General features: G+C 70.9%; 21 protein-coding genes. 7 read left to right on the top strand and 14 right to left on the bottom strand.

The features are described 5' to 3' along the window. Positions 1-204: 204 nt before the first annotated feature. Positions 205-1,509 carry a GAF domain-containing protein gene (locus FGD71_RS01960; protein ID WP_119098595.1) on the bottom strand — a complete coding sequence of 435 codons (1,305 nt, stop codon included), beginning with the start codon at positions 1,507-1,509 and terminating at the stop codon, positions 205-207. A 248-nt stretch (positions 1,510-1,757) separates the two neighbouring features. Next, positions 1,758-3,416: an acyl-CoA dehydrogenase family protein gene (locus FGD71_RS01955; RefSeq protein ID WP_119098594.1), complete on the bottom strand. Its 1,659-nt coding sequence runs from the start codon at positions 3,414-3,416 to the stop codon at positions 1,758-1,760. Between the two features lie 86 nt (positions 3,417-3,502). On the opposite strand from FGD71_RS01955, the gene FGD71_RS01950 reads away from it, so the two are divergent. Next, positions 3,503-4,645 carry a YihY/virulence factor BrkB family protein gene (locus tag FGD71_RS01950; protein WP_119098593.1) on the top strand — a complete coding sequence of 381 codons (1,143 nt, stop codon included), beginning with the start codon at positions 3,503-3,505 and terminating at the stop codon, positions 4,643-4,645. A gap of 60 nt (positions 4,646-4,705) precedes the next feature. Here FGD71_RS01950 and FGD71_RS01945 read toward each other — a convergent pair whose 3' ends face one another. Next, positions 4,706-5,542: an NmrA family NAD(P)-binding protein gene (locus tag FGD71_RS01945; protein WP_119098592.1), complete on the bottom strand. Its 837-nt coding sequence runs from the start codon at positions 5,540-5,542 to the stop codon at positions 4,706-4,708. Between the two features lie 80 nt (positions 5,543-5,622). Here FGD71_RS01945 and FGD71_RS01940 point away from each other — a divergent pair, with 80 nt between their 5' ends. Next, positions 5,623-6,558: an AraC family transcriptional regulator gene (locus FGD71_RS01940; RefSeq protein ID WP_119098591.1), complete on the top strand. Its 936-nt coding sequence runs from the start codon at positions 5,623-5,625 to the stop codon at positions 6,556-6,558. A 67-nt stretch (positions 6,559-6,625) separates the two neighbouring features. Then, the gene (locus tag FGD71_RS01935; RefSeq protein ID WP_119098590.1) at positions 6,626-7,342 is read left to right on the top strand and encodes a helix-turn-helix transcriptional regulator; all 717 of its coding nucleotides are present in this window, start codon (positions 6,626-6,628) and stop codon (positions 7,340-7,342) included. Here the strand turns inward: FGD71_RS01935 and FGD71_RS01930 are convergent. Continuing rightward, a complete protein-coding gene (locus FGD71_RS01930) occupies positions 7,328-7,726 on the bottom strand; it encodes a VOC family protein (protein WP_119098589.1) in 399 nt (132 codons plus the stop codon). The genes FGD71_RS01935 and FGD71_RS01930 overlap by 15 nt on opposite strands. A 309-nt stretch (positions 7,727-8,035) precedes the next feature. Here FGD71_RS01930 and FGD71_RS01925 point away from each other — a divergent pair, with 309 nt between their 5' ends. Both FGD71_RS01925 and FGD71_RS01920 read left to right on the top strand, forming a co-directional pair. Beyond that, a complete protein-coding gene (locus FGD71_RS01925) occupies positions 8,036-9,616 on the top strand; it encodes a carbohydrate-binding protein (RefSeq protein WP_119098588.1) in 1,581 nt (526 codons plus the stop codon). Between the two features lie 164 nt (positions 9,617-9,780). Next, the gene (locus tag FGD71_RS01920; RefSeq protein ID WP_119098587.1) at positions 9,781-10,455 is read left to right on the top strand and encodes a ThuA domain-containing protein; all 675 of its coding nucleotides are present in this window, start codon (positions 9,781-9,783) and stop codon (positions 10,453-10,455) included. Positions 10,456-10,502: 47 nt separating this feature from the next. On the opposite strand, the gene FGD71_RS01915 is transcribed toward FGD71_RS01920, so the two are convergent. Together FGD71_RS01915 and mmuM are read right to left on the bottom strand one after the other, a co-directional pair. Further along, a complete protein-coding gene (locus FGD71_RS01915; RefSeq protein WP_119098586.1) occupies positions 10,503-11,561 on the bottom strand; it encodes a LacI family DNA-binding transcriptional regulator in 1,059 nt (352 codons plus the stop codon). 262 nt (positions 11,562-11,823) lie between these two features. Next, on the bottom strand, positions 11,824-12,774 hold the full coding sequence (gene mmuM, locus FGD71_RS01910) for a homocysteine S-methyltransferase (RefSeq protein WP_119098585.1): 951 nt from the start codon (positions 12,772-12,774) through the stop codon (positions 11,824-11,826). Positions 12,775-12,938: 164 nt separating this feature from the next. Between mmuM and FGD71_RS01905 the strand changes: the two genes are divergently transcribed. Continuing rightward, on the top strand, positions 12,939-13,325 hold the full coding sequence (locus FGD71_RS01905; RefSeq protein ID WP_119098584.1) for a luciferase domain-containing protein: 387 nt from the start codon (positions 12,939-12,941) through the stop codon (positions 13,323-13,325). On the opposite strand, the gene FGD71_RS49590 is transcribed toward FGD71_RS01905, so the two are convergent. Both FGD71_RS49590 and FGD71_RS01900 read right to left on the bottom strand, forming a co-directional pair. Further along, positions 13,322-13,447, bottom strand: a complete 126-nt coding sequence (locus tag FGD71_RS49590; RefSeq protein WP_276147113.1) for a hypothetical protein — start codon at positions 13,445-13,447, stop codon at positions 13,322-13,324. The genes FGD71_RS01905 and FGD71_RS49590 overlap by 4 nt on opposite strands. A gap of 99 nt (positions 13,448-13,546) precedes the next feature. After that, positions 13,547-18,061: a cation-translocating P-type ATPase gene (locus tag FGD71_RS01900; RefSeq protein WP_240436344.1), complete on the bottom strand. Its 4,515-nt coding sequence runs from the start codon at positions 18,059-18,061 to the stop codon at positions 13,547-13,549. Positions 18,062-18,307: 246 nt separating this feature from the next. Between FGD71_RS01900 and FGD71_RS47205 the strand changes: the two genes are divergently transcribed. Next, positions 18,308-18,712, top strand: coding sequence for a hypothetical protein (locus tag FGD71_RS47205; RefSeq protein ID WP_162930994.1), 405 nt, complete (start codon positions 18,308-18,310; stop codon positions 18,710-18,712). Positions 18,713-18,769: 57 nt separating this feature from the next. On the opposite strand, the gene FGD71_RS01890 is transcribed toward FGD71_RS47205, so the two are convergent. The 6 genes from FGD71_RS01890 to thrS all read right to left on the bottom strand — a co-directional run bounded on the left by FGD71_RS01890 (position 18,770) and on the right by thrS (position 24,899). Then, positions 18,770-19,366, bottom strand: a complete 597-nt coding sequence (locus tag FGD71_RS01890; RefSeq protein WP_119098582.1) for a TMEM165/GDT1 family protein — start codon at positions 19,364-19,366, stop codon at positions 18,770-18,772. A 266-nt stretch (positions 19,367-19,632) separates the two neighbouring features. Continuing rightward, a complete protein-coding gene (gene pstB, locus FGD71_RS01885) occupies positions 19,633-20,571 on the bottom strand; it encodes a phosphate ABC transporter ATP-binding protein PstB (protein WP_119098581.1) in 939 nt (312 codons plus the stop codon). Between the two features lie 7 nt (positions 20,572-20,578). Further along, positions 20,579-21,490 carry a phosphate ABC transporter permease PstA gene (gene pstA / locus FGD71_RS01880; protein ID WP_119098580.1) on the bottom strand — a complete coding sequence of 304 codons (912 nt, stop codon included), beginning with the start codon at positions 21,488-21,490 and terminating at the stop codon, positions 20,579-20,581. Beyond that, positions 21,490-22,440, bottom strand: coding sequence for a phosphate ABC transporter permease subunit PstC (gene pstC / locus FGD71_RS01875; protein ID WP_119098579.1), 951 nt, complete (start codon positions 22,438-22,440; stop codon positions 21,490-21,492). The genes pstA and pstC overlap by 1 nt, the downstream gene beginning before the upstream one ends. Further along, a complete protein-coding gene (locus FGD71_RS01870) occupies positions 22,437-23,432 on the bottom strand; it encodes a PstS family phosphate ABC transporter substrate-binding protein (protein ID WP_240436343.1) in 996 nt (331 codons plus the stop codon). Before FGD71_RS01870 ends, pstC begins: the two co-directional genes overlap by 4 nt. Positions 23,433-23,591: 159 nt before the next feature. Continuing rightward, complete coding sequence (thrS, locus tag FGD71_RS01865; RefSeq protein WP_420878224.1) at positions 23,592-24,899, bottom strand: threonine--tRNA ligase; 1,308 nt, start codon at positions 24,897-24,899, stop codon at positions 23,592-23,594. Positions 24,900-25,342 lie beyond the last annotated feature (443 nt).

The following is a 25,342-nucleotide window of genomic DNA, read 5'->3' as shown; positions in this document are numbered from 1 at the left end:
CCTCATGATCAGTGCGTTGAACCGGAGGAACAGTGTGGGGGGCCACGGGATGGATGGTACGTCAGATGTCGCCGGGCCTGGGCGAATACCCCGGAATACGTGGTACGAGAGGGAGGACCGGTTCCGCCGCACCGCAGCCGGACCGCACGGCTCGCCCCGCGTGGACGCGGTACAGGGCCACCGGCTCACTCACGCAACGCGCCCTCAACCCGCCGCGAACCGCCCCGAGTTCGGGCCCCGGGCGCGTGACCTGAGCACCGCCGGTGCCGTGGAGTGGGGGAGCAGGTCGAGCGGATCCTCCGGCAGGCTCACCCGGACCTCGGCGTCCTCGCGGAAACGGTACGGGCGGTGTTCCAGGAAAGCCCCCAGATACCGGCGCACACGCGACATCTCCGCCCGCACGGTCACCGTGCGGGCCGGATCGCCGAAGAGATCCTCGGCCAGGCCCGAGGCGCTGCGACCGGTGCGGTGCAGGGCCAGGACGTAGAGCAACTCGGCGTGACGCGGGCTCAGTTCGTGCGTCCAGTCTCCCGCGCCGCCCGACACGGTCACCGACCAGCGGCGCGCCTGTCCCACGTCGAGCACGATCCGCGTGGCGTTCCTCGCGGCCTCCTCGTCCGAGGCGCGCACCAGCCATCCGCCGGGCAGCGGCTCGACCGAGCACGGTCCGAGCGCGGGCAGCCACACCTGGTCGCCCGCGATCGTCCCGGGCAGCGCGAGCCGGTCCACATGGGGTGTGCCGGTGACCGCGGCGGTCCAGCCGTCCTTGTCGACGGCCAGCGCGCGGCCGCCGACCCGGGAGAGGATCGGCGCGGCCACCGAACGCAGCCGGTCCAGCGCGACCAGATGACGCTCCCGCAGCCGCGCCTCGGCGAGTTTGGCCACCGAGTCGACCCACGCGAGCGTCGCCGGGTGCGTCGTCTCCAGCGGCCCGCTGATGTCCACGACACCGATCAGCCGGCCGTCGCGGGGATCGGTGACGGGAGCGCCCGTGCAGGTCCAGGTGGCGTAGGTGCGGACGAAGTGCTCGGACGCGAAGACCTGGACAGGGCGGCGGGTGATCGCCGAGGTGCCGACACCGTTCGTGCCGACGACCTGCTCGCGCAGATCCCCGCCGATGCCGAAGCCGTGTCCGTCGGCCTTGCGCATGACCGGCCGGCTGCCCTCGCGCCACAGCACCCGGCCCTCCGCGTCCGCGACGATCATGATCTGCCCCGCGTCCGCGACCGACAGCAGGCCCGCGCGCAACACCGGCAGCACATGGCGCAGCGGGGAGTCGCACCGTCGCCGCTCGACCTCGTCACGGCTGAGCGGTCCGGCGCGGACGTCCTGGTCGGGGTCGACGCCGCCGCGGAGCACGCGCTTCCAGGACTCCCCGATGACCGGACGCGGCGCGACCGGGGCTCGCTGCCCGGAGAGCGTCGCCGTCCGTACCTCGCTGAGCACCTGTGCCGCTCGTGGCGCGTCGACGGCGGCCAGTCGCGTCACGTCCAACGGCGAGTGCGTCACTGGGACCTCCCGGAAGGGCTGAGCGGACGTGGTTCCCAGCCTCCGCCGGCCAAGGGTCCCAAGGCCGGAGCAGGCTTGCAACCCCCTGCAACCCTGGCCAAGTCCTCCCTGGTGGCCGAAAATTGTCCCAACGCCGCCGCGTGCGGTGTGTGTGCTCCGCACGACGGGGGCCGGAGAACGGGGGTGGTGCCGTGTCGGCGCAGCACCACCCCCGTGCCGGAGGCCGACCTGGGTTCGGCGGTGCCGCTTCAGGAAACGGGCCGCGCCCGTTCCACCACCGCTGCCAGGTCCAGGCTGTGCGGCAGCGTCCCGAACGCCGTTCCCCAGTCTCCGCCGAGGCGTGAGGCGCAGAACGCGTCGGCGACCTCCGCGGGCGCGTACCGCACGAGCAGCGAGCCCTGCAGCACCAGCGCGATCCGCTCGACCAGGCGCCGGGCGCGACCCTCGATGCCTTCCAGGTCTGCGAGTTCGGTGAGCAGGTTCTTGATCGCCCCGTCCAGCCGGTGGTCGGCGCCGCGCGCCCGGCCGACCTCCTCGAGGTAGGCGTTCAGGGCCTGCGGCTCGCGCCGGAGGGCCCGCAGCACATCGAGCGCCTGGACATTGCCCGCGCCCTCCCAGATGGAGTTGAGCGGCGACTCGCGCAGCAGCCGCGGCATGCCGGACTCCTCCACGTATCCGTTGCCGCCCAGGCACTCGGACGCCTCGACCACGACCGGGGTGCAGCGCTTGGTCACCCAGTACTTCGCGGCCGGCAGCGCGAGCCGCAGAAACGCCCGCTCCCGCTCACTCCCGTCGTCGTACGCGGCGGCCAGCCGCATGGACAGCGTCGTCGCGGCCTCGGACTCCAGCGCGAGGTCGGCCAGTACGTTGCGCATCAGGGGCTTGTCGATCAGCTTGCCGCCGAAGGCCTCGCGGTACGTGCAGTGGTGCACGGCCTGTGCCACCGCCTGCCGCATGAGGGAGGCGGCGCCGAGCGCGCAGTCCAGCCGGGTCATCGCGACCATCTCGATGATGGTGCGCACCCCGCGCCCCTCGTCCCCGACCCGGCGCGCCCAGGTCCCGTCGAACTCGACCTCGCTCGACGCGTTCGACCTGTTGCCCAGTTTGTCCTTGAGCCGCTGGATCGCGAAGGCGTTGCGTGTGCCGTCCTCCAGCACGCGCGGCACGAGGAAGCACGTCAGGCTCTCCTCTCCCGCGCCGCCCTCGGCGGGGGACGTCTGTGCCAGCACCAGGAAGCCGTCCGACATCGGCGCCGAGCAGAACCACTTGTGGCCCGTCAGCTCGTACGTCCCGTCCTCGGCGAGCGGCCGCGCCGACGTCGTGTTGGCCCGTACGTCGCTGCCGCCCTGCTTTTCCGTCATGCCCATACCGAAGAGCACGCCCGCCTTCTGCGCGGCGGGCCGCAGACCCTGGTCGTAGACGGTGGACGTGAGCCGCGGCTCCCACTCGGCCGCGAGCGCCGGGTCCGTGCGCAGCGCGGGCACCGCCGCGTGCGTCATCGACAGCGGGCAGCCGTTGCCCGCCTCGACCTGCGTCCAGACCACGAACCCGGCCGCCCGCCGCACATGCCCGCCTGGTCGCCCCCAGGCCGCGGTCAGCCCCGCCGAGACGCCCTTGCCCAGCACGCGGTGCCAGGACGGATGGAACTCGACCTCGTCGATGCGATTCCCGTAACGGTCGTGCGTACGCAACTTGGGCGGATTCTCGTTGGCCAGCCGCCCCCAGTCCTGGACCTGAGCGGAACCGGCGCTGCGCCCCAGGGCCGTCAGCTCGCCCCGCGCCTCGTCCAGCAGCTCGGGATCGAGATGCCGGTCGACCGCTTCCGCCAGGACCCGGTCGGCGCTGAACACGTCATATTCGACCAGCGGTGGAGCCTGGTTGGTCGCTTCATTGGTCCCGGTAGCCATACCAGGAAACCTACCCCCGAGTACTGCGGCGGTCACCTCCCGGACGGTCGGTGAAGACCGCACGTTGCGGCAGATACGGTTAGGGGGTGCAGCCAGCAAGCGAAACCCCAGAGGGCCCGTCCGGTCGGCTCCACCGGGCACGCGTTCTGTACCGGAATGTCTCCAAACGCAGGACCGCCTGGCTGCTGCTCAAGGACACCGTCAATTCCTGCATCGAGTACCGCATCCTGGGGCTCGCCGCGGAGGCCGCGTTCTTCACGCTGCTGTCCGTGCCGCCCTTGCTGCTGAGCATGCTCGGACTGCTCGGCTACGTGGACGACTGGACCGGCGCCGACACCATCGCCAGCGTGGAGACCAACCTGCTGGAGGCCTCGCGCACGATCCTCACGGACAAGGGCGTCACGGAGATCGCCCAGCCGATCCTCCACGACGTGATGAAGGGCGGCCGGCCCGACGTCATCTCCCTCGGCTTCCTGTTCGCGCTGTGGTCGGGCTCGCGCGCGGTGAACGTCTTCATCGACACGATCACCGTCATGTACGGCCTCGACGGCGTCCGCGGGATCGTCAGGACCCGGCTGATGGCGTTCATGCTGTTCCTCGTGGCGCTGCTGATCGGCTCCATCGCGCTGCCGCTGATGGTCGCGGGCCCGGACGCGGTGGTGGGCCTCGTGTCGTGGTCGACGACCGTCGTGCAGGTCCTTTACTGGCCTGTCGTCATCCTGCTGTCCATCGTCTTCCTGACGACGCTCTACCACGTGTCCGTGCCGGTGCGTTCGCCGTGGGTCGAGGACGTGCCCGGTGCCCTGGTGGCGCTCGGGATGTGGGTGCTGGGCAGCTTCCTGCTGCGGATCTATCTGACCACCGCGATCGAAGGGCCGACGATCTACGGCTCGCTGGCCGCACCTGTCGCCGTGCTCCTGTGGATCGGTGTCTCGGCCTTCGCGGTGCTCGTCGGGGCGGCCGTCAACGCGGCCATCGACCGCGTCTGGCCGGCCGCCGCCACGGCCGCCGCGCGCGCCGTCAACGAGCGGCTGCGCGAGGAGCAGGCCGCCGACCTCGTGGCCCGCGCGGCCGCCGCCCGGGCCATCGATCCCGAGGACCCGGACATGCCCTCCGAATTCCCGGAGCGCTGGTCCCGCTTCCTGCCCCCGGAGGACGTGACCTCACGTCTGCGCACGCACGTCAAGAGCTCACCCAAGAACGGCGACGCCTCGCCTCCGCCTGATTGACCGGGCCGCAGCCGGCAGCGGTCAGGCCTTTCTGCCAGGTCTTCCTGTCATGTCTTCCTGTCAGGTCTTCCACACACCGCGCGCCGCGTGCTCCCGCGCGAAGTCCCTGAAGTCGCGCGGGGCACGGCCCAGGACCTGCCGCAGGTCGTCGGTGGCCTTCGCGTCGCCGCCGTGGAGCAGTTCCTCGATGAGCGCCTCCGTGAACGCGACCTCCTCGGGCGACAGCCCGAACCCGGCCAGGATGGCGCCGTACTCCTTCACGGACTCCGGCACGTACCGGATCTCCCGGCCCGCCGCGGCGGAGATCTCCGCCATGGCCTCGCGGAAGGACAGCAGCCGAGACCCCGTGATCTCCAGGGCCCGCCCCACGTAGGAGGAGTCGGTCAGCGCCTCCACGACCACGTCCGCGATGTCGCGCGTGTCGATGAACGGCTGCGGCGCCTCGCCCGCCGGGAACACGAACTCGCCGCTCCGTACCCCCTCCAGCAGCAGGCCCTCACTGAAGTTCTGCATGAACCAGGTGGCCCGCACGATGGTCCACTCGGCACCCGACTCCCGCAGCGCCCGCTCGGCCGGCTCCGCCTGCCGCTCGCCGATCGCCGACAGCAGCACCAGGCGACGCACGCCGAACTCCTGCGCCCGCTGGGCGAAGGCGGCGATGCTCTCGTCCGCGCCCGGCGCGCCGACGTCCGGCGGGTACGCCAGATACGCCGCGCGGGAGCCGCGCAGCGCCTCGTCCCACGTCGACCGGTCGTACCAGTCGAAGCGCACCGCTCCACCGCGCGAAGCGGCCCGTACGCCGAACCCCGCGGCCTTCGCCGCGTCCGCCACCTGACGCCCCGTCTTGCCCGAGGCTCCCGTCACCAACACCGTCTCGTTCCGCGTGTTTTCCGTCATGGGCCCAGTGAACGGCCGTGCGCGGCAAGGGAACATCGCTGAACCTCTCGTTCCCATAAGCGCGCGTCTACGCTGACGCCATGGACGCACTCGCAGGCCTTCTGGAGGGCCCACGCGCGCGTGGCGCCTTCATGATCCGGGCGTGCTTCGAGCCGCCCTGGTGCATCCGCATCGAGGACCGCGCCCCGCTGACGGTCATGCTCATGGTCCGCGGTGACGCCTGGGTCATGCCCGACGAGGGGGAGCGGCTGTTCCTGCGGGCCGGCGACCTCGCCATCGCGCGCGGCCCGGACCCGTACACCTGCGCCGACGCCCCTTCGACCGCGCCGCAGGCGCTGATCCTGCCGGGCGCCGAGTGCTTCTACCCGGACGGGCGGTCCCTGAAGGGCACCATGGATCTGGGAGTGCGCACCTGGGGAGCCAGGCTCGACGGCTCCGTGGTGATGCTGATCGGGACGTACACGATGCAGGGCGAGATCAACGGGCGGCTGCTCGACGCCCTGCCGCCGCTGCTCAGCCTGACGTCCGACGAGTGGAACTGCCCGCTCACCCCGCTGCTCACCGAGGAGATCGTGCGCGACGAGCCGGGCCAGGAGGTCGTCCTCGATCGGCTGCTCGACCTGCTGGTCATCGCCGCGCTACGGGTCTGGTTCTCGCGCCCGGAGGCCGAGGCGCCCGCCTGGTACCAGGCTCTGGCGGACCCCGTGGTGGGCCGGGTGCTGCGGCTCCTGCAGGACGATCCCGCCCACCCCTGGACGGTCGCCTCGCTCGCCGTGAAGGCGGGCGTCTCCCGGGCCGCGCTCGCCCGCCGCTTCAGGGAACTCGTGGGGGAGCCCCCCATGACGTATCTGACCGGCTGGCGCCTCGCGCTCGCCGCGGACCGGCTGCGCGACACCGACGACACCATCGGCGCCATCGCCCGCCAGGTCGGCTACGGCAGCGCGTTCGCGTTGTCCAGTGCCTTCAAGCGGGTGTACGGGGTGAGTCCGCAGGAGCACCGGACGCGGGTGGCGTGAGCACGGATCGGGGCAGCAGGCAGCGCGGATCGGCGCTCACGGGCCGGCCGGGCGTAGCCTTTCGTACGTGTCCGACGAGCACGAAGACCCGTTCCGGTACACGGAGTGGGCGTCCCGGCTGACGGGTGCGGTCGTGTGGACCCGCACGACCGCGCCGGACGACCAGGCTCCGGTGCTGCCCGACGGCTGCATGGACCTCCTGTGGACGCGGGGTCGGCTCTTCGTCGCGGGACCCGACACACAGGCGCACCGGGGCGAGGACGCGACCGGAGGCATCCGCTTTGCGGGCGTCCGGTTCTTCCCCGGCACCGCGCCCGCCTACCTCGGCGTACCGGCCCATGAACTGCGCGACCGGCGGGTGGACTTGGCGGACCTGTGGCCGTCGGGGGAGGTGCGGCGGCTGACCGAGCGGGTCGACTCGGCCGACGACCCCGCGGCGGCTCTCGAAGCGGTGGCCCTCGGCCGCGCGGCCGACACGGAGCCGCCCGATCGGCGGCTGCGGGCGATCGTGGCGGCCGTGTCCGCGGGCCGCTCCGTCGCCGCGACCGCGGACGCGCTGGGCTGGAGCGAGCGGCAGCTGCACCGCCGCTCCCGCGACGCGTTCGGCTACGGCCCCAAAACACTGGCCAGGATCCTGCGCCTGCAACGCGCGCTCACCCTCGCCCGGGACGGGGTGCCCTTGGCGGACACGGCCATCCGCGCCGGCTACGCCGACCAGGCCCATCTCGCCCGCGACGCACGGGACTTGGCGGGCTCGCCCATGGGCGAGCTACTGCGGCGTTAGCGGGGCGAAGAGGTCCACGCCGTTGCCGTCCGGGTCGTTCACGACGGCGTACCGCTGACCCCAGGGCGCGTCCCAGGGCTTGAGCTCCCCTGGGTAGCCGGCGGCCACCAGCTCGTCGTACGAGGCGTCGACGTCCGCCGGGCTGTCGCACAGGAAGGCCAGCCCGATCCGGCCCCCGCCCGACGGCGGCTCCCACCCGGCGTGGAACGAACGGACGATCTCCTCGGTGTCGAGCGCGAGGCGCAGCCCACCGGGCAGCTGCGCCTCCACATGCGGCTGCTCCTCGGAAGCCTCGGGAAACACGAGGCCGAGGCGGCGGTAGAAAGCGAGCGATGCGGCCATGTCGGAGACGACGAGGCCGATGAGGTCGAATCGTGGAGTCATGCGGCCACCGTAGGCAGCCCGAGGGCCGGGGTCTTGGAGGAATCGGACACAGGGCTCGGGCTCGCGCGGCTCGGAGTCGTTCATGCTTATGAATAATAATCAAGTACGTGTCTATTGACGCGTTCACGGCAAGCCTTTAGCGTCCCGAGAAAGCGCTTTCCCCGTCCGGATGCGGTGTCTGGCCGTCCGGCCCGTTCATGTCGTCGAACCAGCCGCATCGTCGCACCCGGAGCCGCCACAGAAAAGGGGTCAGCCCATGCGCCTGCTGTCTTGGCGCGGGACCCGACCCACCCAACCTGGAGGCACACGATGCACCTGAGACCCGTCATCGCGTCCGTCGGCCTGCTGGCCGGCACGCTCGTCGCGCTGTCCGGCAACACGGCGCAGGCCGCGTCCACCCGTCATGAGGCGGAGAGCTCCCCGGCGGTCTGCACCGGCACCATCGACTCCGACTGGACCGGCTACTCCGGCAGCGGATTCTGCAACGGCGACAACGCGTCCGGCGCCTACGCACAGTTCACCGTGAACGCCTCCGCCTCGGGCACGGCGACGCTGAAGATCCGCTTCGCCAACGGAACCACCACCGCACGGTCCGCCAATGTCACCGTGAACGGCTCGGCGGCCACGTCGGCGTCGTTCGAGGGCACCGGAGCGTGGGGGACGTGGGCGACGAAGACGATCACGGTGCCGGTGACGTCGGGCAGCAACACCATCCGGCTCAGCCCCACCACCTCCGCCGGCCTGCCCAACATCGACTACCTCGATGCCGAGGTGACCGGTGACACCACCACGCCGCCGCCGTCGGCCTCGGCGCTGTACGTGGCGCCGAACGGCAGCGACAGCGCGGCCGGAACGCAGTCGGCCCCGACGACGCTCACTTCGGCGATCTCCCGCATCACCCCCGGCGGAACGATCTACATGCGTGGCGGCACCTACCGCTACTCGCAGACGGTCACCATCCCGGCGGGCAGCAACGGCACTTCGAGTGACCGCACCGAGCTGTCCGCCTACCCGGGTGAGACACCGGTACTGAACTTCTCGGCCCAGAGCGAGGCAACGTCGAACCGCGGGCTCGCCGTGAACGGGTCGTACTGGCACGTCAAGGGCCTCGTCGTCGAGCGCGCCGGTGACAACGGGATCTTCGTCGGCGGCAGCAACAACATCTTCGAGCGCACGGTGACGCGCTTCAACCGGGACACCGGGCTGCAGCTCTCGCGGATGCTCTCCAGCACCCCCAAGGACCAGTGGCCGTCCAACAACCTCATTCTGAGCGCGGAGTCGCACGACAACGCCGACTCCGACGGCGAGGACGCCGACGGCTTCGCCGCGAAGCTCACCTCCGGGCCCGGAAACGTCTTCCGCTACGCCGTGGCCCACAACAACATCGACGACGGCTGGGACCTCTACACGAAGAGTGACACGGGCGCCATCGGTGCGGTGACCATCGAGGACTCCCTCGCCCACGAGAACGGCACCCTCAGCGACGGCTCCCAGGCCGGGAACGGTGACCGCAACGGCTACAAGCTCGGCGGCGAGGACATCGGGGTCAACCACGTGGTCCGGCGCAGCATCGCCTACGACAACGGCAAGCACGGGTTCACCTACAACAGCAACCCCGGCACGATGGCGGTCTCGGACAACATCAGCATCGACAACGCCCAGCGCAACTTCAACTTCGACGCCGGCACCTCGGTGTTCCGGAACAACACCTCGTGCCGCGGTGGCAGCGGGACGAACGACAGGATCGTCGGCAACGCCGACAGCTCGAACCAGTTCTGGTCCGGCTCGAACGGGTCCCGGTGCTCCTCGTACCCCGGCGCCCTGAGATGGTCTTTCGCGGCGGACGGCCGCCTCGTCGTGACCTTCGGCGGCAACGAGATCACGCCGTAACCGACTTGACCGACCTTCCTGGCCGGCCCATCCGGTTCGCCCGGACGGGCCGGCTAGCCCGACGCGGCTCGCCGTGTCAGTGCGCCAGTGCGCCGTGGACCCGAAATTTTCGGGCCCCCGGCGCGCTGGGTCCCACCTTCCTCCACGAAATAAGCTCGGATTTCATGGCAGCGCACACCGGCCCCCGGATACTCGTCTACTCCCGCACCACGGCCTACCGGCACGAGTCGATCCCGGACGGCATCGCGGCCGTACGTTCGCTCGGTGCCGCGCACGGCTTCGAGGTGCACGCCACGGAGGATCCCGAACTCTTCGACGCGCCCCTCGGCCCGTACGCGGCTGTCCTCTTCCTCTCCACCAGCGGTGACGTCCTGACGCCCGCGGGGCGTGAGCATCTCGCCGCGTACGTCGAGGCGGGCGGCGGTTTCGTCGGCGTGCACGCGGCGGCGTGTACCGAGTACGACTGGCCGTACTACGGCGAACTGCTCGGCGCCCGGTTCGCGCGCCACCCCGACCATCAGCCGGGCAAGCTCCTCGTCGAGGACCACGACCACCCGGCGACCCGACACCTGCCCGTGGCCTGGGAGTTCACGGACGAGTGGTACGACTTCCGGTCGAACCCCCGGGGTTCGGTACGGGTGCTCGCCTCGGCCGACGAATCCTCGTACGACGGTGGCGGGATGGGCGACGACCATCCCCTCGTGTGGTGCCGGGAGCAGGGGGCGGGCAAGGTCTTCTACACCGCGCTCGGACACGCCTCGGAGGCGTACGAGGACCCGGACTTCCGGGCGCATCTGCTCGGCGGCATCATGTGGGCGGCCGGTCTCGCGCAGGCGTAGGCCCGCGCAGGGGCGCGGTCCTGGGGCGCGGTCCTGGGGCGCGGTCCTCAGGGCTGCTCGACGCCCTGGGCGGACCCCGGCGGCTTCCCCGTGCTCTCCCGCACCACCAGCCGCGTGGACAGTTCGGTCCGTGTCCCTTCCGGCCGCTCGCCCGCCATGAGCCGTACCAGCAGGCGCATCGCGGTCGCGGCCATCTCCGACAGGGGCTGGCGGATCGTGGTCAGCGCGGGTGTGGCCCAGTGGGCCTCCGGCAGGTCGTCGAATCCCACCACGCTCATGTCGTCCGGGACGGTCAGCTTCCGTTCGGCCAGGGCCCGGTAGGTGCCGAGGGCCATCTTGTCCGAGCAGACGAAGACGGCCGTGGGCGGTTCGGGCAGGTCGAGGAGTTCCAGCATGCGACGGTGGGCGCCGACCTCGTTGAAGCTGCCGTAGCGGAGGTACTCCGGCCGGTGGCGGATGCCGGCCGCCGCGAGGGCCGAGCGGTAGCCGGCGACGCGGGCGCTGCTGCACATCTTGCGGCGGTATCCGGCGATGACCGCGATGCGCTCGTGGCCGAGGGAGATCAGATGCTCGGTGGCCGTCACCCCGCCCTGCCAGTTGGCGGCGCCCACCGACACGACGCCGGGCGGCGGGTCGAGCACCGGGTCGATCAGGACGAACGGGATGCGGTGCTGTTCCAGCCAGGCGTACTGGGACGGGGTCAACTCCGCCAGGTTGAACAGCACCCCGGCGGAGCCGCGCGTGGAGAGCTTGTCCAGCCAGCCGCGCTCGGGACGCCCGCCGCGTGTCCGGGTCAGGCCCGCCGAGACCACCACCTCCAGGCCGGCGTCGTGCGCGGCCTCCTCCACGCCGTGCAGCACCGCGCCCGACCAGGAGGACTCCAGTGAGTGCACGACGAGATCGACCATGCCCGGGGACTTCGCCGAGTCGAAGCGCGGTTTGCGCACGTAGCCCAGCCGGTCGAGCGCCTCGGTGACCCGGCGGCGGGTCTCGGGCGCCACGTCCTCACGGCCGTTGACCACCTTCGACGCCGTCGGCACGGACACCCCGGCCTCGCGGGCCACGACAGCCAGCGTCGGCCCGGCCACGCTCCCGGTACGCACCATGGAAGCCCACCTCTCCGGCTCCGTCCCGAGAGCCAGCGAAAGTTTCGGATCGCCACCGGTCAGGCACGGTGGCATCGACCGCGCCTAGAAAGCGCTTCCTACATTATGGCTGCCACGAGTGTGCGCGGAAGGGTAGCTGTTCAGCGGATTTCTGGTGAGCCGAAACTTTCGAAATGTCGAACACGTGGCTCGGGGTGAGCGCATTGGACATGGTGGGGTCTGCGGGGGCGGGCGGAGCCCTCAGCGGTTTCGCCAGGAGCGGTCAGGCCGAGCGCCGCGTGGACGCCACTGCCTCCGAGATACCCGCGATCGCCCTCGGTCCCACCCGGCAGCAGCCGCCGATCAGCCGCGCGCCGGCCCGCTGCCACCCGGTGACCTGTTCGAGGGTGAACGTGGAGCGCCCGGTCCAGGCGCGGGCCTCGGCGTCCCAGGCCTCGCCGCTGTTGGGGTACACCACGACCGGCTTGCCGGTCACCCGCGCGGCGGTCTCCACCGCCGCGTCCACGTCGTCGGGGGCACAGCAGTTGACGCCGACCGCGATCACCTCGTCGACGTCGGCGGCGAGCGCGAAGGCCTCCTCCAGCGGCTGCCCGGCCCGCGTCCGGTCGCCGGCCACGCTGTACGACAGCCACGCCGGTACACCCAGCCCGCGCACCGCCCGCAGCAGGGCCCGGGCCTCGTCGGCATCGGGCACCGTCTCCAGCGCGAACACATCGGGCGCGGCGGCGGCCAGCACCTCGAGGCGGGGCCGGTGGAACCGCTCCAACTCGGCCACGCTCAGCCCGTACCGCCCCCGGTACTCCGAACCGTCCGCCAGCATCGCACCGTACGGACCGACCGACGCCGCCACCCACAACGGCTGCCCTACGCCCTTGGCGCCGGCCTGCCGGGCGGCCTCGCGGGCGAGTTCGACACTGAGCCCGAGCAGTTCGGCCGCGCGCTCGCGGGTGATGCCGCGCCGGGCGAACCCCTCGAACGTCGCCTGATAGCTGGAGGTGATCGCGACGTTCGCGCCCGCCTCGAAGTAGGCGAGATGCGCCTGAGTGATCGCCTCCGGCTTCTCGGCGAGCAGCCGCGCCGACCAGAGTTCGTCGCTCAGGTCGTGCCCGGCCGATTCGAGCTGATTCGACATACCGCCGTCGAGGACGACCGTGCCGGTGGTGCCGGTGCCGGCGAGCGCTTCGGCGAGGGTGGGGGAGGTGTCGCTGGTCATGTCACGACGCTAGCCGAAGCGGGAGCCGACGCCGCGACGAGTCCGCCGCTGATCGCGGGCGCGGGCTATGCGGCGGTCTAGCAGGGGGTGCTGTTCACCTCACGATGAGATTACGATCCGGCCGCGTACTGGTGGCGGATCGGTAACCGGGCGAGCATGCCCACATGAACGCGGCACGTCGCGCCATGGAGCAACTGCAGACATGGCCCGACCTCACGGGGGCCCCGGCCAGTTGCGGCACAGGACTGGCGCTGCAGGTCGACCAGTGCGAGATCGTGCACTTCCATGACGATCGGAGCGCGGACCTTCATCTCACCGTCCTGGCCATCCGGCATCTGGCCGCCGAGCTCGAGCGGTCGACGGCGATACGGGTGCTGTCCTCATCGCCATGGGTGACCGTGCGCTTGGACTGTGCCACGGACGCCGATGTGCTGCTGAGCCTGACCAGCGTCGCCCTTCAGGCGCACAGTGCGAGGTCCGGCACCGGCTCCTCACCGCAGCCGCCGTGCAACCTCCACCGCGTGACGATCAGGAAAGGCCAAGGCGGCTAGGCGGCTGCCGGGCGGTGGCTGGGGGCGTAGGTCTTCCAGAGCTGGATGAGCAGACGCATGATGATCGCCTCGATCACGGCGACCGCCACCTTGGTGAGGATGGAGGTGAGCAGGTGCGACACAGTGAGCCGCCTTTCTTGTGCAGGGTGCGTCCGTGCTGCTCCTTTGTGGGGTCTGCGGGCTTCGTGCGGCCAGAACGTGGGTGACCGCAGAGTGAACTGTCAGAGGCGTCGGGGTGTGGCGGCGCCGGGATGCCCGCTCTGAGTGCCGAGGCGATCCAGCACGGCCGACAGCAGAACGGAACCAACTGCCGCTGCCAGACCGATCGTCCAGCCCGCAGGGCCGATGGGCCGGCTGCCGAAGAAGTGGCTCAGTCCGGGGACGGCCACCGCGAGGACGAGTGCGACCAGGGACCCCACGGCGGCGAGGGCGACCACCGGGTCCCGGCCCGCGTCCATGAGCGTCTGCAGGAGCTGGGAGGCAACGAGGGCGACCAGTGCGACCGTGCCGGCCCGGGCCCGCGTACCGGTCGCCCGGGCGACGATCCACGCGCTGCCCGCCGCGGCCGTGGTGACGGTGGCGCGAAGGCGGAGGTGCCGGGTGAGGGCCGCGCCCAGGGAGGCCTCGGGCCCTTCCGCGAGCAGCTTCTCGGCCCTGCCCGCCGGGGGCCGGGCGGCGATGGCCATGGCCGGCAGCATGTCGGTGAGGAGATTGACGAGGAGCAGCTGGCGGGCGTTCAGCGCGCTGCGGCCGGTGAACACCGTGGTCGCCAGGACGAAGGCGATCTCCCCGAGGTTGCCGCCGAGCAGGATGCCCAGCGCCTTGCGGACCGAGGCCCACATGGCCCGGCCCTCCACGATGGCGTCGACGATGGTCTCGATGCGGTCGTCGGTGACCACGACGTCGGCGGCGGAGCGGGCCGCCGGGGTCGCCCGGGACCCGATGGCGATGCCGACGTCGGCGATCCGGATGGCCGGGGCGTCGTTGGCCCCGTCACCGGTGACGGCGACGACCCGGCCGGCCGCGCGCAGCGCGGTGACGATCCGTACCTTGTGCGCGGGGGTGACCCTGGCGAACACCGAGATCCCGGGCAGCGTCCTGGCGAGGTCGGCGTCGTCCAGGGCGTCCAGTTCGGGTCCGGTCATCATCCGCGGTTCCTCGTCCGGCTGGAGTTCGCCGGCGATCGCGGCAGCGGTGCTGGGGTGGTCTCCGGTGAGCATGACGATCCGTACGCCGGCCGCCGCCAGTCGGCTGACGCTCTCGGCGGCGGTGGGCCGTACGGGGTCCGCCAGTCCGAGCAGGCCCAGCAGACACAGCCCGTCGATGTCCGTGTCGTCGAGGGCCGGGGGAGCCTCCGCGCGGGGACCCGGCAGGGTGCGTTCCGCGACCACCAGGACCCGCAGACCCCGCCGGGCGTGCCGGTCGATGTCCCGGTCGAGCTCGTCCCGCAGCTCGGCGTCGAACGGCCTGGTGGTGTCGTTCTGCCGTACCCGGTCGCAGCGGGCCAGGACGACCTCCGGTGCTCCCTTGACGACCAGCAGCGTCCTGCCGCGCTCTCGGTCCCGCTCGGTCGACGGTTCCTCCGCGCCGGTCCGGCCCAGCACCGCGTGGTAGCCGCGCGCGGGCTCGAACGGCAGCTCCGCCAGCCGCTGCCAGCCCTCAGCCGCCACGATGTCCGGGGTGGCGCCGACCCGCTCGGCCCCGGTGGCGATGGCTCGGTCCGTGGGGTGGGTGAGCGTCGAGGCCGGGCCCGCCGGACCCGCGAGGGCCGCTGCCGCGACGACCCGGCGCAGCCGCGGTGTGAGCGCGTCCAGTGGGCGCCGTTCACCGCCGTCGGACACCTGCTGGAGGCTGATCCTTCCCTCGGTGAGGGTGCCGGTCTTGTCGAAGCACAGCACATCGGTGCGGCCGAGCGCCTCGATGGTCGGGGCGCTGCGCACGAGGGTGTTACGGGTGGACAGCCGACGGGCGGCGGCGAGTTCCGCGACGGTGGCGATGAACGGCAGTCCTTCGGGCACGGCGGCGACACACAGGCTGACCGCGGAGCCCAGCGCCGCGCCCAGGGGCTGCCGCCGTGCCAGACCGACGACGAACAGGACGAGACCGGAAGCGATGGACAGGGGCAGGAACCAGCGGCCGAGGGCGGTCAGGCGGCGTTCCACGCCGCTGTCCGGAAGGCCGCCCCCCAGGTCTGACTCGGCGGCGCTGCCGACCTCGGTGGCGGCTCCGGTGGCGACCACCACGGCCAGCGCGCCGCCGGCCGCCACCGTCGTGCCCTGGTACAGCATGGAATGGCGGTCCGCGACCGCTTGCGCGGCCGTCGGCGCCGGTGTCTTCAGGACGAGTTGGGACTCGCCGGTGAGGCTCGACTCGTCGACCTCCAGGCCCGTGGCCTCCACCACGCGGCAGTCGGCCGGGACCGCGTCACCGGCACGCAACTCGATCATGTCACCGCGCACCAGGCGGTCGGCGGCCGTCTCCGTGGCGCCGGGCCGGTTCGCCCTCCGCAGCCGTACCCGTGCGGAGGTCGCCTCCACGAGCTGCTCCGCCGCGCGGTCGGCCCCGAGCCGCTGGGCCCCGCCGACGAGTGCGTCGACCCCGAGCACTCCACCGATGAGCACCGCGTCCAGGACGGAACCGAGCGCCGCCGAGATGCCGCCACCGATCGCCAGGACGGGGGTGATCGGGTTGGCCAGCTCTTCCGCCACCCTGCCGATCAGGGTGCCGGGAGTGGTTCGTCGTTCGAGTCCGTCGAACGGGCGGCGCCGTGCGGCCTCGGCATCGTCGAGTCCCCTGGGGGAGGCTTCGAGTCGGGACAGGACCTGACGCACCGTCATGGTGTGCCAGGGCGTCCGCTCGACGGCGACGGGAGCCGGGCGGCTTCGCAAAGTCCACCCCTCCCAGGCGCCCGCCCCGATCGCGGCAATGGTCACGCCGTCGGTCACCATGCGGGCGCGCGCCCAGGCGCGGGGCCGGGGGACGGCAAGTGCCAGTGCCACACCGACAAAGGCCCCGATTGATTCCAGGCGAACGCACTGCCGGCTCAGTCGCAGGGCCTGCGGGACGGCGGTCAGCAGCAGATGCGCCACGTCGGGCGGACCTGCGATGTCGGCGTCCCAGGGCACTAGGCGGGGGCCGGTGGTCACCCCGATACCGAGGTCGGCACGGACGACGGCGCGGCCGGACCGGGTGGTCACGACGGCGACACCGTGGCCCTCTGCCTGGAGGGAGCGGACCAGTGCGGCCATGCGTGTTCCGCCGATGGGAACGGTCTCGTCCAGCCCGAACCGGCGGTGCAACCCGGGCGGGCCACCCGCGAGCACGACCCGCCCGCATCCGCGCGCCGCCTCTACCAGGTGCTCGGCGAGCGGGTGCAGCTGAGGCACCAGATCCGCGACGGCGACGGGCTTGCCGTCGCGGAGGACGAGCAGGACTCTCCCGCCCTGATCGGCCCATTCCGCGACCGCGGCAGCCGCCTCCCCGGGCAGCTCGGTCTCCGCCGCGGGGCCGTCGGTGAGCGAGCGCAGTGCCCAGCCCGCGCGCTCCTGCGGCTGTGACGGATCGGCGCCGTCGATCAACTCGTGGATTCTCGCGTGGACTTCGTCGACGTCCGGAGCCGCGTCCGCGCTCCCGAGCGTGTCCGGGTACTCGCCGTGCGGCGCCAGAGGCACCACGGCACCGACCGTCCAGGTACTGGTGGCCAGCACGCGGGCGTCGAGGACGACCGTGTCGACGCGGTCGAGGCGGCGCAGCGCCTCCGGCCGGAGCACAAGGGCTCCCCGGCCGGAGGCGGCCTGCCCCACCGAGCAGGCGAAGGACTCGCGGCCGAGCCTGGGGCTTCTCGGTGTCCCCCCGATCATCATGGCCAGAGCCCGGTCATGGCTGCGTGCGACGGCCGCCATGAACCCGTAGCCCGCGAGCGCCGCGGGGACGGCCAGGTTGGCGTACCGCTCCGCCGGCCCCGGTGGCAGAGGAACCGGCCGTTCGAAGGCGGGTGTGGCGTCGTGGCGGTACGCCCCCTCCCGCTCGCTCAGCCGCAGCGCCCAGCCCTGCCATGCCTGGCGCCTGGCCTTGGCCTCCGCATACCGGACACCGGCCAGGAAGGCGGTCACGAGGGGGCCGAGCGGCCGGAACGTGAACGTCGTGGTGAGCAGGTTCGCCGTCGCCCAGCCGGTCTCGGCGGCCCCGCCAATGCGCCGATCGGCGGCGCGGCGCAGCCGCGGCGTGGCCTCCGCGAGCTGTACCAGCGCCGGTACGACCGGCGGCAGACCGGCGGCTCTGGCGGCTCGGCCCATCACCGCCACACCGACCGCGGCAAGGCTCGCTCCCAGCTGCACCGCCGCACCGAGTTGACTCTCGGGCACACCGGGAAAGCCCACAGCGTGTGGCGCCCGTCCCACGCCGGCGTCGGCCCCGCCCCGGCCCTCCCCGCCTGCCGCCTCCTCAGCGGCCACTTCGGCCTCGGCGTCCGCGACGAGGCGGACGACGTGCTCCAGATCGGTTCCAGCGGGCTCGCAGCCGACGTACACGCAGCCGAGCGTCCCGTTCACCTCGGCCCGGACCACCCCGGGCACGTCCATCAGCCGGGCCTCCAGGTCGCGTGCGGCCCCGGTGGTTCCCGGCAGTCCCACACGGCCGACCTCGATCTGCACCCCACCCGGAACCTGCCAGGTCCGACGCGTACCCGGCGTCAGCAGACGTCCGAACTCCGACAACGCCACGGGTACCGCGCTCACCGCCCCTGCGGCGGCGCGCGCGGTTCTGGAAAGGAGTGCCCCGATCACACGGCCTCCGCCATGACTTGCGGTGGTGCATGGTGGCGCCGACGACCCGAAAAAGTCGGGCAAAAGCACCTTCTTTGAGTATGGTCACACCTCTACGGCGCTGTCCTGTTCGCCGCAGTCATACCGCTCGCGGCGTCCCCGCGTCAGAATGGGTGATAGGAGCATTTCATCCTGTTCGAGAGAATAGGGAGGTTTGGGATGTCAACCGCAGAACGAAGCACCACCGCCGAGGAGCGGCAATCGGAGAAGGACGGGCAGTTTCTGCACATGCATACCGCCCATCCCGCAGTGCCCGTTCCGTACTTCACTCCAGGAGATCTCAAGGCCAACGCCCAGTCGATGACATCACGGGTGCCGGTCAGGGACGTCATCTTCTACGGCGGCCTGGGGGCACTCACCGTCGCGGGTGCGCTCGAATGGCCCGTCGCGCTCGCCGTCGGAGGAGCCGCCATGGTCCTGCGCGGCAGGGCGAAGGGAGAGGCGAAGGAAGAAGCGAAGGGCCGGCGGAAGGAAGAAGCGAAGGCAGAGCAGCAGGAAGAAGCGAGGGGAGAAGCGAAGGAAGAAGCGAAGGGCCGGCGGAAGGCCACCCAGTACAAGACATGACGGAGATCCCGGCGCTCGCCGGGCGAGAGGTCTACGCGCCGCCCGGCGCACCGGCGGTCAGTCGGCGACGGCCTGGTACAGGTTGACGGCAGCCAGTGCCGCCAGCACCCCGGCGGACACGCGCGTGATCAGCGGCAGCGGCACATGCTTCATGAGGGTGCGCCCACCCAGTACGCCGAGACCGGCCACCGCCCACAGCGCAACCACCGCACCGATGCCCACAGACACCGGCGCACCGTAGCGGGCGGCCAGGCTGGCGGTCATGATCTGTGTCAAATCGCCGAACTCCGCGACCAGGATCAGCATGAAGCCCGCGCCCGCCACCTTCCAGAAGCTCTGGTCGCCCGGCTGCCCGACGTGCTCCTCGGTCGCCTGCCGCTTGCTCACCAGAAGGATCCCCGCTCCCACCAGGAAGAGCACTCCTGATGCGACCTGCAGCCAACGGGTCGGCAGCAGGCCGAGCAGGCTCCCCGCGCTGACCGCCAGCACGACGTGGGCCGCGAAACCGGCCGCGATGCCCGTGAAGACATAGCCGGCCGGGTAGCGGGTCGCGAGCACCAGAACAGCCGCAGCCGTCTTGTCGGGCAGTTCGGTGACGAAGACGAAGACGAAGACGAAGCCGAAGGTGACGGCGACGATGGACACGTCGAACACGGGTTTGCGTCTTCTTGTCACCGGCGGAACGGCCGATCGAGGACCCTGGCGGCCTCGGCGCGGAAGCGTCGCGCATCGCAGCCGTCGGCAGCACATACGCGAGGGGGCTGCCGACAGGGGTCTCTGAGGGTCTCTCAGACAATGCACCTGCTCGATCGACACGCGAGTCGGTTCCCGGTCCTGACGACCGCTCAGGAGGTGGCGATGGCGGCGATCACCGCCCGCGGACCGGCTGCGAGGGATCGCGAGATCCGGATCCGCGGGCATCAGCCGAAGCGGCCGGAGATGTAGTCCTCGGTGCGCTGGTCGGAGGGGTTGGAGAAGATCCGCTCGGTCTCGTCGTACTCGACGAGCCTGCCGTGCCGTTCGCCCTTGACGTCGACGTCCGAGGTGAAGAAGGCGGTGCGGTGCGAGACGCGCGCGGCCTGCTGCATGTTGTGCGTGACGACGACGATCGTGAACTCCTGGGCCAGGTGCTCCATCAGGTCCTCGATCTTCGCGGTGGCGATCGGGTCCAGGGCCGAGCACGGCTCGTCCATCAGGATCACCTCGGGCTTGACCGCGATCGTACGGGCGATGCACAACCGCTGCTGCTGACCGCCCGACAGCGCCAGCGCGGAGGTCTTCAGCTTGTCCTTGACCTCGTCCCACAGCGCCGCACGGGTGAGGGTCTCCTCGACCAGGTCGTCGAGGTTTCCCTTGAAGCTGCCCACTCGGGGCCCGTACGCGATGTTGTCGTAGATCGACTTCGGGAACGGGTTCGGCTTCTGGAAGACCATGCCGATGCGGCGCCGCACCTCGATGGGGTCGACCTCCTTCCCGTACAGGTTCTCGCCGTGGTAGCGGATCTTGCCGACCACGCGGGCCGTGGGGATGAGGTCGTTCATGCGGTTGAAGCAGCGGATCATGGTGGACTTGCCGCAGCCGGACGGGCCGATCATCGCGGTGATCTGGCGGTCGCCGATGGTCATGTTGACGTCGCGGACGGCTTCGTGGTCGCCGTAGAACACCGACAGACTGCCGACCTCGAAGACCGGCGTGGTCAGCGGCGGGGCATCGCGAAAGGAGACCCGCGGGGCCGTGGTGCTGTCGGGGGCGTCGGGGGCGTCGGGGGCGTTGGAGGGGGAGGCGACGGCGGCCGTCTGCGCGGACCGAAGGGCCCGTCGACGAAGGCGTTGGATGCGTCGGGAGGGCTCTGTGGTCATGGCGCGGTCACCAGCGGTGGGAGTAGCGGTTGCGGAGCCAGATGGCCAGAGAGTTCATGGCCAGCAGGATGACCAGGAGGATCACGATCGCGGCGGCGGCGAGTGAGACGAATTCGGAGCGGGACTGGCTGATCCAGTTGAAGATCTGGATCGGCAGCACCGTGAAGGCGCTCTCCGGGCCGGTCGGGTTGAAGGTGATGAAGGTCAGGCCGCCGAGCAGCAGCAGCGGGGCTGCCTCGCCGATGGCGCGGGACAAGGCGAGGATGGAGCCGGTGGCCATGCCGGGTACGGCGGCGGGCAGCACCTGGCGCCAGATGGTCTGCCATTGGGTGGCACCCAGCGCCAGGGATGCCTCGCGGATGGATTGCGGTACGGCGCGGATCGCCTCCCGGGCGGCGATGATCACGGTGGGAAGGACCAGGAGCGACAGTGTGAGCGAGGCGGTGAGCACGGTCTGTCCGAAGCCGAGACCGCGGGAGATGATGCCGAGGCCGAGGATGCCGTAGACGATCGACGGGACCGCCGCCAGGTTCTGGATGTTGATCTCGACCGCGCGGTTCCACCAGCGCTCGGGGTCGGCGTACTCCTCCAGGTAGATGGCGGTGAGGAAGCCGACGGGCAGGCAGTACAGCGCGGTGAAGCCGATCACCCAGATGGTGCCCATGATCGCCGACTGGGCGCCGGCCTGTGACGGGTCGATGATGTCGGGGAAGTTCGTCAGGATCCGGAAGTTCAGCCGGGGCCATGCCTCCACCACGATGTAGACGAGAAGGCAGCCGAGGAAGACCACGCCGACGGCGAGCGAGGCCCACAGACTCAGCTGGAACAACCGCTCCCGCCACGGAGTGCCGTCGCTCTTGAGCCGGCGCACCTCCGGGACGCCGGCCTCCGGTCCCTTGTCGAGGACGGGGCTGCCCATTACTCGTACACCTGCCGGTACCTGCGCACCAGGCGAATGCTGACCAGGTTCATCACCAGCGTCATGACGAACAGCAGCGAGCCCACCGCGAAGATCGTCTGGTAGCCGATGGTGCCGGTCGGCAGGTCGCCGATTCCGGCCGCCGCGATGAACGCGGTCATCGTCTGCATGCCTTCGAGCGGGTCGAAGGACAGGTTGGGCCGGCCACCCGCGGCGATCGCGACGATCATGGTCTCGCCGATCGCCCGCGAGACGCCGAGCACGATCGCGGCGACGATGCCGGACAGCGCGGCGGGGAAGACGACCCGGGTGGCGACCTGCATACGGGACGATCCCAGCGCGAAGGCGCCGTCGCGCAGGTCGTTCGGTACGGCGTTCATGGCGTCCTCGGAAAGCGAGGCGATCGTCGGGATGATCATGATGCCCATGACGAATCCCGCCGAGAGCGCGTTGAAAACCTGCGGCCCCTCGCCACCCGGCCAGATGTCCTGCAACAGCGGGGTGAGGGCCTGCAGGGCGAAGAAGCCGTACACGACGGTGGGGATACCGGCGAGGACCTCCAGGATCGGCTTGAAGAACGCGCGGACCCTGGGCCTGGCGTACTCGCTCAGGTACACCGCCGCCCCCAGGCCCAGCGGCACGGCGACCAGCAGCGCGATCAGTGTGACCATCAGCGTGCCGGTGACCAGGGGCAGGACACCGAAGTGCGCCGGCTTGAACAGCGGTGACCAGTCGGTGCCGGTGATGAAGTCGCCGAAGCTCACCTCGCCGAAGAACTCGGCGGCGGGCGGGATGAGCGCGATCACGATGCCCACGGTGGTCAGCACGGAGACCAGGGACGCGGCGACCAGCAGAACCTTGACGGCCTTCTCCCCGTAGCGCGGCTGGGACCGCTTCAGGAAGCCGGGGCTTCCCGAGGCGACCCTGCGCCCGCTGCCCGTGGAGGTCATGACCCGTGCTGCTCCTGCAGTCTCTTCAGGTCCTTGTTCAGGTCGGCCTGCTGCGTCTGGTTCAGTGGTACGAACAATGCCTTTTCGGCGATCTCGGCGCTGTTCTCCACGTAGTACTCGACGAACGCCTCGACCTCCGGCTTGTCCAGCGAGGACGCCTTCGGGTAGATGAACAGCGGCCGCGACAGGGGCTTGTAGCTGCCGTCCTGCACGGTCTTGGAGGTCGGCTCGACGCAGCCGTCACCGCCGTCGATCTTCAGGACCTTCAGCTCGTCCTTGTTCTCCTCGTAGTACGACAGGCCGAAGTAGCCCATACCGCCCTTGGAACCGGCCACGCCCTGCACGGTGACGTTGTCGTCCTCGCTCGGCGAGTACTCCGTACGGGAGGCGCCCTCCTCGCCGTTGACGGCCTCGGTGAAGTAGTCGAACGTGCCCGAGTCGGTGCCCGGGCCGAAGAGCTCGAGTTTCTCGTCCGGGAACTTGGGGTCGACCTGGTTCCAGTTGTTGACCTTGGAGCCGGGCTCCCAGATCTTCTTCAGCTGCTCGATCGTCAGGCATTCGGCGAAGTCGTTGTCCTTGTTCACCACGACCGACAGCCCGTCGTTGGCGATCTGGAGCTCCTCGTAGGTGATGTCGTTCTGCTGGCAGGCCGCCTTCTCGTCGGCCTCGATCGGGCGCGAGGCATCGGAGATATCGGTCTCGCCCGCGCAGAACTTCTCGAACCCGCCACCTGTACCGGAGGTGCCCACGGTCACCCTGACACCGGGGTTCTCCCCCTGGAAGAGCTGGGCCGCCGCCGTGGAAAGCGGAGCCACCGTGCTGGAACCGTCCACCCGGATCGTGCCGGACAGGTCGCCCTCGACACCACCATCGCCGGAAGCGGAACCGCTGGCGGAACCACCGCACGCGCTCGCGGCCAGCAGTACGACAGCCGTCAGGGCCACGGGGGCCACAGGGGCCACGGGTCTGCGCAACGAAGCGTGACTCTTCACGTGACTCCCCGATCCTCGCGTGGTCGCCCTTTCGGTCAATATGCATGAGACGGACGAACCGCACTACTCGAACAATTCGACCAAATCGCCCATATGTGAACTGTGTGTAAACGGCATGCGGCCAAGCGGTAAAGAACCACCGCTCGGCCGGCTCGCCGGTCACGCCCTCCCAGAGGTCGGTGAGGCGGGGTCCCACAAGTCGGTGCGGTGAGCGCCGACCAGGGCGCCGATCCGGTCCAGGACGTCCTCGGCGGGCAGCGGATCCAGACGCCGGCCGTCCCGCAGGCGCAGGGCCACCCGGTCGTCGGCGGCCTCCCTGGCACCGATCACCGCCTGGTACGGCACGAGTCGGGCCTCCCGGATACGGGCGCCCAGGCTGCCGCGCTCCGGACCGGCCAGCTCGGCCCGCAGTCCGAGGTCGGCGCACCGCCGGGCGAGCGCCTCGGCGTGTCGCAGCTCGGCCTCGGAGATCGGCAGGACGACCACCTGGGTGGGGGACAGCCAGGCCGGGAAGGCGCCGCCGTGCTCCTCGATGAGGTGGGCGACGGCGCGTTCCACACTGCCGATGATGCTGCGGTGGACCATGACCGGCCGGTGCTTGGCGCCGTCCGCGCCGATGTAACGCAGGTCGAACCGCTCCGGCTGGTGGAAGTCGACCTGCACGGTGGACAGGGTGGACTCCCGGCCCAGGCCGTCGACGACCTGAACGTCGATCTTCGGACCGTAGAACGCGGCCTCGCCCTCGGCTGCCTCGTACGGCAGACCCGAGCGGTCCAGGACCTCGGTCAGCAGCGCGACGGACCGCTCCCACTTCTCCGGGGCGGCGACGTACTTGCCGCCCGGGCCCGGCAGCGACAGCCGGTAGCGGGCCGCGCCGATGCCGAGCGCCTCGTACGCCCGCCGGATCATCTCCAGCGCCGCGCCTGCCTCGTCGGCGACCTGGTCGAGGGTGCAGAAGATGTGCGCGTCGTTGAGCTGGATGGCCCGTACGCGGGTCAGCCCGCCCAGCACGCCGGACAGCTCCGAGCGGTACATGCCGCCCAACTCGGCCATGCGCAGGGGTAGTTCGCGGTAGCTGTGGGATCGGGAGCGGTAGATGAGCGCGTGGTGGGGGCACAGGCTCGGTCGCAGGACGACCTGCTCCGCGCCCAGGTCCATCGGCGGGAACATGTCGTCGCTGTAGTGCGACCAGTGACCCGAGATCTCGTACAGCTCGCGCTTGCCGAGCACCGGTGAGTACACATGCCGGTAGCCCGCCTTCCGCTCCGCGGTGCGGATGTACTCCTCCAGGGCGTGCCGTACGACCGCGCCGTCGGGCAGCCAGTACGGCAGCCCCGCGCCGATCAGCGGGTCGGTGTCGAACAGGGCGAGTTCACGGCCGAGTTTGCGGTGGTCGTGCATGGTGGTGGTCTCCTCGGTGAGGGCTCCGGCCGAGTGACCACCGCACAAGCCGAAGCCCCGGGGCACTCGCCCCGGGGCTTCGGACTGGCTCATCGGTCAGCGCGCCGGGACACTCTCCGGCGTCGTCGTCATATGGGCGCGCTTCATGTCGCAGACGGTAGCAGCGCAACGGCGCGCTCCGCTCGGGTTTTTCTGGGGTGGGTTCCCTTCCCCAACCCCACCCCTTCCCGAAACAGGGGGCTGCGCCCCCAGGCCCCCCATACCTGCGGTTGCACTCAGTCGGGTGGGGTGGGTGGGCTTCGTACTTCGGCTGCGGGTCGGTTGTGGCTGGTCGCGCAGTTCCTCGCGCCCCTGGCTGGGGGCTGCGCCCCCAGGCCCTCCGGTTCGGCTCGTACTTTGGCTGCGGGGCGGCTGTGGCTGGTCGCGCAGTTCCCCGCGCCCCTGAAGGGGCGCTCCCGGAGGGTGGGTGGGAAGGAGCGCGCACGCAGTCGCCCACGCGCGGGAGGAGC

Origin of the sequence: Streptomyces sporangiiformans (assembly GCF_005768555.2) — a bacterium.
Lineage (GTDB): Bacteria > Actinomycetota > Actinomycetes > Streptomycetales > Streptomycetaceae > Streptomyces > Streptomyces sporangiiformans.
The sequence above is the reverse complement of the archived record's forward strand: the minus strand, read 5'-3'. Positions and strand labels throughout refer to the sequence as shown.

Excerpts from the sequence above, each read along its gene's own strand:
- pstC (WP_119098579.1), bottom strand. The coding sequence starts at position 22,440 with ATGACCTCCACGGGCAGCGGGCGCAGGGTCGCCTCGGGAAGCCCCGGC.
- FGD71_RS01930 (WP_119098589.1), bottom strand. The coding sequence starts at position 7,726 with ATGACTCCACGATTCGACCTCATCGGCCTCGTCGTCTCCGACATGGCC.
- pstA (WP_119098580.1), bottom strand. The coding sequence starts at position 21,490 with ATGGGCAGCCCCGTCCTCGACAAGGGACCGGAGGCCGGCGTCCCGGAG.
- FGD71_RS01940 (WP_119098591.1), top strand. The coding sequence starts at position 5,623 with ATGGACGCACTCGCAGGCCTTCTGGAGGGCCCACGCGCGCGTGGCGCC.
- mmuM (WP_119098585.1), bottom strand. The coding sequence starts at position 12,774 with ATGACCAGCGACACCTCCCCCACCCTCGCCGAAGCGCTCGCCGGCACC.
- FGD71_RS01925 (WP_119098588.1), top strand. The coding sequence starts at position 8,036 with ATGCACCTGAGACCCGTCATCGCGTCCGTCGGCCTGCTGGCCGGCACG.
- FGD71_RS01915 (WP_119098586.1), bottom strand. The coding sequence starts at position 11,561 with ATGGTGCGTACCGGGAGCGTGGCCGGGCCGACGCTGGCTGTCGTGGCC.
- FGD71_RS01945 (WP_119098592.1), bottom strand. The coding sequence starts at position 5,542 with ATGACGGAAAACACGCGGAACGAGACGGTGTTGGTGACGGGAGCCTCG.
- FGD71_RS01920 (WP_119098587.1), top strand. The coding sequence starts at position 9,781 with ATGGCAGCGCACACCGGCCCCCGGATACTCGTCTACTCCCGCACCACG.
- FGD71_RS01905 (WP_119098584.1), top strand. The coding sequence starts at position 12,939 with ATGAACGCGGCACGTCGCGCCATGGAGCAACTGCAGACATGGCCCGAC.
- FGD71_RS01955 (WP_119098594.1), bottom strand. The coding sequence starts at position 3,416 with ATGGCTACCGGGACCAATGAAGCGACCAACCAGGCTCCACCGCTGGTC.
- FGD71_RS47205 (WP_162930994.1), top strand. The coding sequence starts at position 18,308 with ATGTCAACCGCAGAACGAAGCACCACCGCCGAGGAGCGGCAATCGGAG.
- pstB (WP_119098581.1), bottom strand. The coding sequence starts at position 20,571 with ATGACCACAGAGCCCTCCCGACGCATCCAACGCCTTCGTCGACGGGCC.